We start from the raw sequence: 11621 nt of genomic DNA on the forward strand, positions 1-11621 counted from the left end.
GCACTCCCCCGCGTCACAGGAACGCCTGCCCCTCGCCCCGGTAGCTCGGCACCTCGTCGACCATCTCGCCGTCGTCGATCACGACGAACCCGTTCACGTGCTCGGCGAGCTCCCCCGACTTCGTGTGCCGCAGCCACACCCGGTCGCCCACGGCCAGCGCCGCCGCCGTGCGTCCCGAGAGCGGCGTCTGCACTTCTCCCGCCATCTCGCGGGCCTGCATCCGGGTGCCGCGGGGCCAGACGACCTCGGGCAGCCGGTCGGGCGCGGGCGGCCCCGAGGCCACCCAGCCGCCGCCGAGCAGGGTCGCCATGTCCCGCCGCGGCTTCCGCACCACCGGCAGCGCGAAGGCGGCGGCCGGGGCGGGGGTGAAGTGCGAGTAGGTGTCGAACAGGTGGCCGCCGAACAGGCCGGACCCGGCTGCGATCTCCGTCACCGAGGGGTCGGCGCTCGTCGACTCGAGCGATCCGGTGCCGCCGCCGTTGACGAACTCGAGCGGTGCCACCGCCCGCACCGCCGCCACTGCGGCCCCGCGCCGCTCGGCGAGCTCGGTGGCCGAGTGCCGCTGCATCCAGTCGATCACCCGGCCCGTGACGAGCCGCCCCGGCAGCCCGCCGCGGGGCCGGTTGCCGACGCCCGCGATCTGCGACTCGTACGCCATCATCCCCACCAGCGCGAAGCCGGGCCGGCGCGCGATCTCCTCGGCCAGCGCCCGCGCCTCGTCGGCGGTGGCGATCGGCGAGCGCCACACGCCGAGGCGGCCGAGCCCCGGGGCGGTGAAGGCGGCGTCGAGCTCGATGGCCACGCGGATGCTCGGCCGCGCATCCGGGGCGATCGCCGCGTCGATCAGGTCGAGGTGGGCGGTCGAGTCGACCATCAGGGTGATGCCGGCGGCCGCACGTTCGTCGGCCGCGAGGGCCCGGATCGCGTCGGGGTCGGCGGTCGGGTAGCCCACCACGATGTCGGGCACCTCGTCGGGGCGGCGCGCGGCCAGCCAGAGCGCCTCGGGGAGCGTGTAGGCGAGGATGCCCGCGTATCCGGGCAGGGCGAGCACCGCATCCTGGACCGCCCGCACACGGATGGACTTGCTCGCCACCCGGATGGGCGTGCCGCCCGCCCGCTGGAGCATCGACTGGGCGTTGTGGCGCAGGGCGGCGAGGCCGATCACGGCGACGGGCGGCTGCCGGTCGGCGGTGGCGGCGGTGAGGCCGCGCCAGTAGCGCTGCACGTCGCGCCAGGGCTGCCCGTCGGCGGGGTGGGAGCTGAGGTCGAGCGTCATCGGGGGCTCCTGACGGGAGGGAGGTCGGGGGTCATCGCATGCTCCGGCCGGGCCCCGATCGGAGCCGCGCCGGCCGGGTGCCGCAGCGCCCGGTCATCGCACGCTCCGCACGCGGCTGACCGCGAGGGCGCCGGCGAAGCCGAACAGCGCCGAGACGAGGAAGAGCATCGGGAAGCCGCCGAGCAGCGTCACGATCGCCGCCCCCGCGAGCGGAGCGATGGCCTGGGGAACGGCGGTGGCGATGTTCATGATGCCGAGATCCTTGCCGCGGGACGCCGGGTCGGGCAGCACCTGCGTGGCGAGCGCCTGGTCGACCGAGAGGAAGCAACCGTAGCCGAGACCGAGCAGGGCCGCCCCGAGCATCGTCGCCGTGAGCTCGGGCACGAAGGCGAGCAGCAGCGCGGCCAGCGCCTGCAGCACGGCCGCGGCCAGCACGAACACGCGCCGCCGCCGCAGCCGGTCACTCAGCGCGCCCGCCACCACCGACGCGAGCACCACGAAGATCGTGTAGATCACGATCAGCACGAGCAGGTCGTCCTCGGCGTTCGGGTCGCGCAGGCCGAACATCAAGAAGTACAGCAGCAGCGTCGTGCCGAGCGCGTTGCCGATGTTCACGAGAATGCGGCTGAGCAGGGTGAAGCCGAAGTCCGGATGCTCGCGCGGACTCACCCACATGCTCTCCACCAGGGCGCGCACCGTGAGGGGCTGTCGTTGCCCGGGGTGCAGCCGGGCATCCGGAACCAGCAGGCAGAACGGAGCCACGAGCAGCACCAGCAGCGCGGCCATGGCGGCGTAGCCGAGCAGCTGGCCGGTGAAGAGCAGGGTCGCGAGCAGCACGCCGAGGATGAGGCCGACCGCCTGGGGCGCGGAGATGAACGCCGAGACGAGGCCGCGCTGGTCGACCGGCACCTGGTCGCTGATGGCGGCGGTGAGGGCCGAGGAGAGGACGCAGAAGCCGATGATGGCGAGCGTCCAGAAGACGCCGATGCCGAGCAGGTCGGTCTGCAGGCCGAGCAGGAGGAGGGAGGCGGCGAAGAGGAGGGTGCCGGCGGCGATCCAGGGGCGGCGGCGCCCGAAGCGGGAGGTCGTGCGGTCGGAGAGGGCGCCGGTGAGGGGGAAGGCGATCAGGGCGAAGACGCCGGCGATCGCGGAGATGACGCCGAAGGCGAGGACGCTGTCGGTCCAGGCGGGGGTGGCGCCGGCGGTGGCGCCCGCGCTCGCGGCTGCGTGTGCGGCGAGTCGCTGGTCGATCTGCAGCGGGAGGAGGAGTTGCACGGGGGTGAGCTGGGCCATCCAGATGCCGAGCCAGGCGGCGCCGAAGAGGGCGACCCAGCGGCCGCCGACGCGGCGCGTGGGCTCGGCGAGGGCGGGGGGTGGCGGGACACCGGCACCGGTGGGGGTCGGGGATGAGGCGGGCTGGTCCGTGGTCATGCGGGCTCCCCTGGTCGGGTGGGCGGTGCAGGGCGGGTGGGCGGTTCTGGTCGGGTGGGCGGTGCCGTGTGGGCGGGCGGTGCCGGGCGCGTGGGCGCAGGGCGGGCGGATGCCGGGCGGGATTCCGCCGGGCGGGATTCCGCCGGGCGGGACTCCGCCGAGAGGGCGCGGGCCGCGAAGGAGGCGGTGCGGTGGGCGCGGGTGTCGTCGGCGTCGGCGAGCCAGGCCAGGGCGAGGCCGTCGGTGAGGGCGACCAGGTGCGCGGCGACCTCGTCGAGGGGGCGCTGCCACGCGCATCCGGTTCTCTCGGCGGCCTCGGCGAGCGACACCGCGGCGAGCGCCCGGTAGCCCTCGTACTGGCGGGCGGCGAGGCCCTCGAGCCCGGGCGTGCGCATGGCGTACTGGGTGAGCTCGAACATCGCCCGCTCGCGCTCGGGGGCCTCGCGGACGGTGTCGAGGTAGCGCAGCAGCCCCCGCTCGAGCAGCTGTTCGAGGGTCTCGCCGGGGGCCGGCGGCACCGCGAGCACCACCTCGGTGCGCTCGATGACGTCGCCGACGAGCTCGGCGAGCAGCTCCTCGCGGGAGGCGAAGGCGTAGTGGAAGCTCGCCAGCTTCATCCCGGCCTCGTCGACGACGGCGCGGGTGGTGGCGCCGGCGACCCCCGCCCGCGAGATCACCGTGAAGGCCGCGGCGAGCAGCCGGCGGCGGCGCTCGGCGACGGGCAGGCGGGCCATGCGCGCTCCTCGCGGTCGGCGGTTCCGGATGCGGTGAGTGGGTCAGATGACCCAGTTGCGTCAGTATGGCCGAACGATCGCTGCCGCGTCTATGGCGTCGTGTGAATTCCATCCGAAAGGCGGCGAGGGTGTTCAGCCCGCGCGGGGGCGTCTGGCTGAATGGTACGCGGTGTCGGGATCGCGAAGCGGGTGGGAACGAACGCCGTCGCCGCGCCGCGACGGCGCGGGAGGCGTGCGCGCCGGGGACAAGGGCACCGGGGATACGGGCGCCTGGGGCATGGGCACCGGGGATTTGGGCGTCGAGGATACGGGCGCCTGGGCCGCGGTCCGCGGGTTCGGGCGTGGCGCGCTCACCGTGGTCGTTGGGCTCGTCGTCGCAGGGGTGATGGTGCTGGGCGGACTGTCGGGCGCCGGTTCCGCCTCGGCGGCGCCCGTGTCGGCGGCAGCGGGATCGGGCCGGGCGGCGCCCGTGTTGGCGGCGACGGCGGGATCGGGCCAGGCGGCGACGGCGGGATCGGGCCAGGCGGCATCCGCTGAGGTCGCCGAACGGAGTGCGACGAGCGTGCCGTCTCCGTCTCGGTCGCCGGCCCCCGAGCCCGAGCCGAGTCCGAGCGCCGCACCCGATCCGGGTGGGGCCGCGTCATCGACGCCGCCGCCCGCGCCGGCGCCGGTCGAGAACGAGCGGCCGCGCATCCTGAGCCCGGTCGCCGGGGCGCTCGTGGCGAGCGGGGTCGTCGTGCAGGGCACCGCGACCCCCGGCGCGGCCGTGCAGCTGCTCGCCGGAGGCTCGACCGAGCCGCTCTGCTTCGCCACGGCCGACGCCGACGGCGTCTGGAGCTGCCCCGCGCCGCTCGAGAGCTCGCCGTCGACCACGCTGCGCGCCGTCGCGCTCGTCGCCGGAGCCGACTCGGCGGAGACCTCGATCGACGTCGCCGTGCTCAACGCCCCCGTCGTGACGGGTGGTCTGCGAGGTGCGCTGTCGAACGGCGTCGTCGCCGGCACGGCGTTTCCGGGAGCATCCGTCACGGCGTCGACCGAGCCCGTCGCCTGCACTGCGACCGCCGACGGCTCGGGCGCCTGGGCCTGCCCGCTCGACGGGATCACCGACGGCGACCACACGATCACCGCCGCCCAGTCCACCGCGTGGAGCGGCGGCGCCTCTCCGTCGAGCGACCCCGTCGCCGTCACGGTCGACACCACCGTTCCGCCGGCGCCCACCCTCGGATCGCCGGCGGACGGCACGACCGTGGCACCGTCCGGTCAGGTGTTCGCGGGTCGGGGCGAGCCCGATGCGACCGTCTCGGTGTTCGCGGGCGCGCAGGTGCTCTGCGAGACGGCCGTCGGCCCCGACGGGAGCTGGTCGTGCTCGGCATCGCCGGTTGCCGCGGGGCAGCACCGGATCGCGGTGCTGCAGCAGGATGCCGCCGGCAACGTCAGCGTGCAGTCCGCCGCCCGGGCGATCCGGTTCCAGGATGCGCCCGCCACCGTCCCGGCCCCGAGCGGCGCCGCGGGCGCGCCGACCTCCCCCGCGGGTCCCGCGGCCGGCGCACCGGGGGCGAACTCCTCGGTGCCCGACGGCACCCCGGCCGCGCCGGGATCGCCCGCCGAGCCGACCCCGGGCGACGCCGCCCCGGCCGCGCCCGGCACTCCCGCGGCGCCCGGCACCGGACAGGCACCCAGCGCACCCGCGCCCGGCACCTGGTCGGACGCCACCCGCTTCACCTCCGCCCTGCAGCCCGCCCTCGGGCCGAGCACGGCGACGCTGTGGTGGGTGGCGCTGCTGGCCGGGGTGCTGGCGCTGCTCCTTATCGCTCTCCCCACCCGACTCCTCGCGGCGGCCCTGGGCACCCTCCGCGCTCTGCCGGCTCCCGCCGCCGCGCTCCGCCACCCGCCGGCACCGCCCCACCGCACCCCCGCGCACGCCGCCCCCTCCCGTCCGCTCACCTCCGCCGCGCACGCCCCCACCCGTCCGCTCACCCCCGGTGCGCCTCCGCACCCCGCCCCCGCACCTGCGCCCGCCTCCACGCGTCGGATCACCGCCGACGCACCCACGGGCGCCACTCCCAGGCACGCCGCACCGGGCCCTGATAGTCCAGGCACCACCGCCGCACCCGCGCACGCCGCGCCCGAACCCCTGCGCCCCCGGGCGCGCCGCCGCGTGCTCGGACGCAACCGGTCCGGCGCCGAGTACGACGTGCCGCCCCAGGTCGCGCTCGCGCCGGCCGCGCGCGGCGTGCTGGTGCTGCTCACGTCCGCCGCGATCGTGACGCTCTCGTCGCCGGTCTCGGGCGAGCCCGCCTACCTCCGGCTGTTCCTCGCGGCGGCCGCCGCGCTCGCCCTCGTCGGCGCGGTGGCCACGGTGCTGCCGGCGGCGGTGGCACGGGCGGCGTTCGGTGTCGCGAGCCGGGTGCACGTGCATCCGTCGTACCTGCTGGTGTCGGCCCTGCTCGCCCTCGTCACGCGGATGCTCGACCTGCAGCCCGCGCTGGTGTTCGGCCTCGTCGCGGGACTCGTCGTCGCCGACGGCGCCCGTCGGGCCGAACGTGGGGCGCTGGCCGCCGCGCAGCTCGGGGCGCTGCTCGTGCTGGGCGGAGCCGCCTGGCTCGTGTCGGGCATCCTGCAGCCCGGGGCCGAGCTCGACGCGCCCGCCGTGCTGCCGGGCGACCCGGTGCTCGCCGCCGCGGCGGAGTTCATGCACGTGGTGGCGCTGGCGTCGTTCGGCTCGGCGGCGGTGCTGCTGGTGCCGCTGGGGCGGTCGCTCGGGCGGCGGGTCCTCGACTGGTCGCCCGCGACCTGGGTCGCGCTCACGGTGCCGGCGTTCGCGGTGCTCGCGATGCTGTGGACGCCGTGGTTCGCGGAACAGGCGGCGGCCGATCCGGGAACGACCGTGCTGCTTCCCGTGCTCGCCGCGGGCTTCGCGGCGGTGTGCCTCGCGGTATGGATCTGGACGCGCTTCATCGCGACCGCCGACCTCGACGACGGCCACCAGCCCTGAACCCCGTTCGACGGCCCGCGAGACTGCGGATCGTCGAGATAGCGGATTGTTACGCCCCGGCACCGCTCTCCCGCACCCCGACTTAGGCTGGACGGGTGACGAACACCCAGCCGACCCCCTCCGACGACCGCGCCGACACCGACCACGCCGGCCGCCTCACCGCCGCCGCGCCCGGTCAGGACACCCCGCGCGATCACCGTCTGGTCGCGCATCCGAGTGCCCCCACCGTCACCCCCGACGAGTTCAAGGCGGCCTTTCGCAACCACCCCGCGGGTGTCGCCGTCATCACCGCCGACGCCGGCGACGGCCCGGTGGCCCTCACCGCCACCTCGGTCTTCTCGGTGAGCGTCGAACCGCCGCTGCTCGTCTTCTCGATCTCCGAGCTGTCGTCGTCGACGCCCACGATCCGCCGCAGCGAGACCGTCGTGGTGCACCTGCTCGGCGCCGCCCAGCTCGACATCGCGAAGCTCGGCGCCACCAGCGGCATCGACCGCTTCGCCGACACCTCGATCTGGCGGCGCCTGCCGACGGGCGAGCCGTACTTCCCGGCGGCGCACGCCTGGATCCGCGGCCGCGTGGTCAACACCATGGAGGCCGGGGGCTCGACCGTCGTCGCCGTGCAGGCCCTCGAGACCTACGCCCCGCCCGCCGACGACCCCGCGGCCGACGCGGCCACGGCCGAGCCGCTGGTGTACCACAACCGCACCTGGCACCGCCTCACGGACCACTCGAAGATCTCGTAGCGATCCGGGTCGCGCGAAAGCGCGCTCCCGGGCGATCACAGCAGCTTTTGCGCGACCCGGCGGGGCGCAGCGCGCGCGATCAGCCCCCGTGCTGCGCGCGCAGGCGCGGGAGCACCTCCGCGCCGTAGAGTTCGATGAAGCGCCGCTGGTCGGCACCCGGCCCGTGGAACACGAGGTGCTTGAACCCGAGGTCGATGTACTCGTTGATCCGCGCGACGTGCTCGTCGGGGTCGGTCGAGACGATCCAGCGCGAGGCGGCGCGCTCGATCGGCAGGGCGTCGGCGAGCCGCTGCATCTCGATCGGGTCCTCCACCCCCATCTTCTCCTCGGGGGTCAGGGCGAGCGGCGCCCAGTAGCGGGTGTCCTGCAGGGCGCGCTCGCGGTCGTGGTCGAACGAGACCTTCATCTCCATCAGGGTGTCGACGTCGTCGGCGGTGCGGCCGCCCTTCTCGATGCCCTCGGCGAGCGCCGGCAGCAGCGTGTCGGTGTAGAGCTCGCGCTTCTTGCCCGAGGTGGTGATGAAGCCGTCCGCCATCCGGCCGGCCAACCGGGTCGCGGCCGGGCCCGAGGCGCCGATGTAGATCGGCACCGGGGTGGTCGGCTTGTCGTAGATCGTCGCGTCCTGCGTGCGGAAGAACTGCCCCTCGTAGGTCACCCGGTCCTCGGTCCAGAGGGTCTCGATGATCGTGATCGCCTCCTTGAGGCGCGCGAAACGCTCCTTCATCTCGGGCCAGGGCAGCCCGAGCACGACCTCGTTCAGCGCCTCGCCGCTGCCGACCCCCAGGATCACGCGCCCCGGGAACAGCGCCCCCAACGTGCCGAAGGCCTGCGCGACGACACCCGGGTGGTAGCGGAAGGAGGGCGTCAGCACGCTCGTGCCCATGATGATCTTCTCGGTGCGCGCCCCGAGCGCCCCGAGCCACGGCATCGCGGCGGGAGCGTGGCCACCCTCGTGGTTCCAGGGCTGGAAGTGGTCGGAGACGAAGATCGAGTCGAAGCCGGCCTGCTCGGCGAGCACCCCGTACTCCAGCAGCTCGGCGGGGCCGAACTGCTCGGCCGAGGCCTTGTAGCCGAAGCGGAAGGGGATGGTCATGCGCTGCTCCTCGCTCGAGTGCGGGCCGCGACGGCATCGACGGCCCGTCGTCAGTCTAAAGCGCGGGCCCGGTCGGCAGCGTCTGCCGATGTCAGTTCCGGATGCGCGCCAGAGCCTCCTCGAAACTGCCCACGGGGGTCATCATCGCTCCGACATCGGGCTCGAACCGGCCCCCGTCGTCACGTTCGCCGTCGGGGTCGGACACGACGATCACCCGGGCATCCGCCAGCCGGCACACCCGGATCTTGTAGTTGACGCTCACGCGCTCGCCCGGGCGCTGCTCGACGACCACCACGTCGGGCGGGAAGCTCGGCGAGGTCAGCAGCTTCCCGAAGGAGCTGGCCGATACCGTGACCTCGAGGCCGTCGACCTCGGCCACCCGCTCGATCTTGGCGGCGAGTGCGTCGGCATCGGCGTCGAACAGCCCGACCTTCACCATCTGCGTCGCCACCTTCGTCCCCGGTCTGTGCGGGACCCGTGTGCTCGCACGCCGGCTCCCGTGCCGATCCTTCGACGGTACACCCTCCCCCGGACGACGGCGGGCACCCCGGAAATCTGGACGCGGGATCGACGTTCGCTGTACACCGCCCCGATCCGCAGCGATCACCCGCTGGGAGGGGCCTACTCTCGACCCGACACAACGGAGGGCCTCATGCGCACCCACCCCTCACCGCCGACCGCGCCCGGGTCGGCTCCCGCTCTCAACCGGCGCGATCTGCTGCGGGCCGGTCTGCTCGCCACCCCGGTCGTCGCCGCCGGCCTCGTCTGGTCGCCCTCTTCGGCCCCGGCGCAGGCGGCCACTGCGTCGACCCAGGCGAAAGCGGCCGCCGCATCGACCCAAGCTCAGGCGGCCCCCTCCGGCCCCGTCACCTCCGTGCTTGAGCACGGCGCCGGCCCCGACAGGACCGGCGCCCAGAACGCCACCGCCTTCGCCGACGCGGTCGCGGCGGTCGCCGAGCAGGGCGGCGGAACCGTCGACTTCTCCGACCTGCCCCTCGCCTTCGACGGCGCCCTGCACATGCCCCCGAACGTCAGCGCCCGCGGCGGCGGCATCATCACCTTCGGCGACGGCGCGAAGTGGATCTACGGTTCGGGCCACGACTCGACCAGCTACGCGTCGAGTGTGCGGGGCATCCGCTTCACCCGCAGCCTGGCCTCGAGCGACGGGCTGTCGATCCCGAAGGACTCGGTGTTCCTGCAGCTCGAGGGCTGCCGTGACCTCACGATCAGCGGATGCGCGTTCCACGGCGCCGAGGTGGCGATCTCGCAGCCCGCGGCACCGGCCCTGCCGAACCACGCCAACTCGATGATCGTCATCTCCGGCAACCACTTCAGCGAGGTGGACTACGCCTGGAAGGCGAGCCGCCACCAGAAGTCGAAATGGGGCGTCAACAGCGACAGCGTGTTCTCCGACAACATCGTGAACCACGCCTACGTCACCCACGTGCACTGCGACTCCATCGACGGCGTGACGGTCACCGGCAACGTCTTCTTCTTCCCCGGCCACGAGGAGAGCAAGGCCTCCGGTCCGTCGCGCATCCGGGACAAGCTGCACAACGTCTTCATCGGCGAGTCGAACTGGGTGCACGTGCACGACAACAACTGCTTCGAAGCGGGGGCCGACGCCATCCGGCTCGAGGATGCGCGCACCGCGAACGTCACCGGCAACAACATCGCCTGGCCCGGGCAGGTCACGCCCGCCGACGGGATCGCCGTCACCGGGAACCGGGCCGGCGAGACCTTGAAGCTCGTCGTGGCGTCGAACCAGATCACGTTCCACACCCGGCACGCCGTCTCGGTCACCGGGCCCGCTCAGGCCGTGGGCCTCGGGCCCGACACGGTGTTCTTCCTGGCGGATCCGCCCACCTACTTCGGCACCGTCGACCTCGGGAGCGACGACGACCACCACCGCTACTTCGTCGACGACTCCGTCTCGGTGCTGCCCACGATCGCGTCGGGCGCGTCGATCAGGCCGGGCGAGAGCGACCGACTGCCGTCGATCACCGGAACGGGGCTGACGTCGTTCACCGTGCTGGGTGCGCTGGGCGCCACCGCAGCCGCGAGCACCACCGCCGACTTCAGCTCGGGCGCCACGACGGCGACCTTCTCCTGCCAGAGCACCGCCCGAGGCACCACCGCCTACGGCGGCCTCGTCGTGGTCACCGCGAGGCGGCACGCGGCCGACGGCTCCCCCGCGGCCACCTACCTGCTGCTCGTGTCGAAGGCCCCGGCCCCGGGAGGCGCGGCGACGATCGAGTCGGCGGTGCTCGTCTCGGCGGCGGGCTGCACCGACGGGTCGACCAGCGAGCATCCGTCGTTCACCTGGACGCTCGCCGGCGATCGACTCGTCGCGACCGCCTTCGGCTCGACGAGGGGCGCCGGCTTCCGCTTCGACGCGGTCGCGACCGGCGACCTCCTGCTCAGCTGACGTCGGCGCGGGGCTTGGGCGCCGGGACACGGGCGGGCCGCCCCGACCACCAGACGTAGGCGGTCGCCGCCGCCAGCACGCCGGCCGCGATCACGGTCCACCACGGGAAGGTGGGGATCTCGGGCCGCTCGCCGGCGGAGTCGAGATCGACCTGCGGCGTGGGGATGACGCGTTCGCCGGTGACGAGGATGCGGTGGCTGTTCACACCGAGCGGGGTGCAGGTGACGAGGGTGACGAGGTCACGGCCGTCGACCGGCAGGAGGCTCTGGGTCTCGGACGGTTCCACCACCCGGGTGTCGACCACCCGGTAGGTGAGCACCTCGCCGAGCACCTCGATGGTGAAGGTGTCGTCGAGCTCGACACGGTCGAGGTGGGTGAAGAGCTCGGAGGTGGCGAGCCCGCGGTGGGCGGTGAGCACCGAATGGGTGCTCACCCCGCCGACCGGCACCGCGGTGCCCTCGAGGTGGCCGACGCCGTGGTCGAGCACGTCGGCGCTCGTGCCGTGGTAGATCGGCAGGTCGACCGCGATGGCGGGGATCTTGAGCCGGGCCATCAGGCCGTCCTCGTCCGCCCGCAGCACGGCCGCGTAGTCGCCCTCCTGCTCGGGCTGCTCCGCGAGCGGCAGACGCTCGTTGGCGGCGATGCTGGCTCCGCCGTCGACCAGCTCGGAGTTGTACCGACGGGCCTCCTGCAGTCGCGCCGCCAGCGCGTCGGCGCTCAGGTCGGCCACGTCGTCGGTCAACTCGGTGATGCGCTGGGACTGCTCGTACTGGCTGAACCAGGAGACGACCGTGGGGAACAGCAGCAGGCCGGCCCCGATCACGCTGACGATCGCGATCGCGAGCGGCACCTTCGGCAGCCGCCAGCGCCGGGCGCGGCGGAGGTCGCGCCTCGTCACCGGGCCCGGAGACGACGAAGGTG

9 protein-coding genes are annotated in these 11621 nt (G+C 74.2%); 3 read left to right on the forward strand and 6 right to left on the reverse strand.

What is annotated here, in order from left to right:
• Positions 1–13: 13 nt before the first annotated feature.
• The 3 genes from NVV95_RS12200 to NVV95_RS12210 form a co-directional block, all read right to left on the reverse strand.
• Positions 14–1276, reverse strand: coding sequence for an alanine racemase (locus tag NVV95_RS12200; protein ID WP_259486806.1), 1263 nt, complete (start codon positions 1274–1276; stop codon positions 14–16).
• 93 nt (positions 1277–1369) lie between these two features.
• Positions 1370–2707, reverse strand: coding sequence for an MFS transporter (locus NVV95_RS12205; RefSeq protein ID WP_259486807.1), 1338 nt, complete (start codon positions 2705–2707; stop codon positions 1370–1372).
• Positions 2704–3441, reverse strand: a complete 738-nt coding sequence (locus tag NVV95_RS12210) for a TetR/AcrR family transcriptional regulator (protein WP_259486808.1) — start codon at positions 3439–3441, stop codon at positions 2704–2706. The genes NVV95_RS12205 and NVV95_RS12210 overlap by 4 nt, the downstream gene beginning before the upstream one ends.
• 277 nt (positions 3442–3718) lie before the next feature.
• Between NVV95_RS12210 and NVV95_RS18420 the strand changes: the two genes are divergently transcribed.
• Positions 3719–6436, forward strand: coding sequence for an Ig-like domain-containing protein (locus NVV95_RS18420; protein WP_269909050.1), 2718 nt, complete (start codon positions 3719–3721; stop codon positions 6434–6436).
• Between the two features lie 200 nt (positions 6437–6636).
• Positions 6637–7179, forward strand: coding sequence for a flavin reductase family protein (locus tag NVV95_RS12225; protein ID WP_259486953.1), 543 nt, complete (start codon positions 6637–6639; stop codon positions 7177–7179).
• 79 nt (positions 7180–7258) lie between these two features.
• Here the strand turns inward: NVV95_RS12225 and fgd are convergent, their stop codons facing one another.
• Positions 7259–8272 carry a glucose-6-phosphate dehydrogenase (coenzyme-F420) gene (gene fgd / locus NVV95_RS12230; RefSeq protein ID WP_259486809.1) on the reverse strand — a complete coding sequence of 338 codons (1014 nt, stop codon included), beginning with the start codon at positions 8270–8272 and terminating at the stop codon, positions 7259–7261.
• A 91-nt stretch (positions 8273–8363) separates the two neighbouring features.
• Positions 8364–8723 carry a hypothetical protein gene (locus tag NVV95_RS12235; RefSeq protein WP_259486810.1) on the reverse strand — a complete coding sequence of 120 codons (360 nt, stop codon included), beginning with the start codon at positions 8721–8723 and terminating at the stop codon, positions 8364–8366.
• Positions 8724–8924: 201 nt separating this feature from the next.
• Between NVV95_RS12235 and NVV95_RS12240 the strand changes: the two genes are divergently transcribed.
• A complete protein-coding gene (locus NVV95_RS12240; protein WP_259486811.1) occupies positions 8925–10700 on the forward strand; it encodes a right-handed parallel beta-helix repeat-containing protein in 1776 nt (591 codons plus the stop codon).
• Here the strand turns inward: NVV95_RS12240 and NVV95_RS12245 are convergent.
• Entirely contained in the window at positions 10693–11598 is a 906-nt protein-coding gene (locus tag NVV95_RS12245; RefSeq protein ID WP_259486812.1) for a class C sortase, read from the reverse strand. The genes NVV95_RS12240 and NVV95_RS12245 overlap by 8 nt on opposite strands.
• Positions 11599–11621 lie beyond the last annotated feature (23 nt).

The sequence above is a fragment of the Herbiconiux gentiana genome (assembly GCF_024978135.1).
GTDB lineage: Bacteria > Actinomycetota > Actinomycetes > Actinomycetales > Microbacteriaceae > Herbiconiux > Herbiconiux gentiana.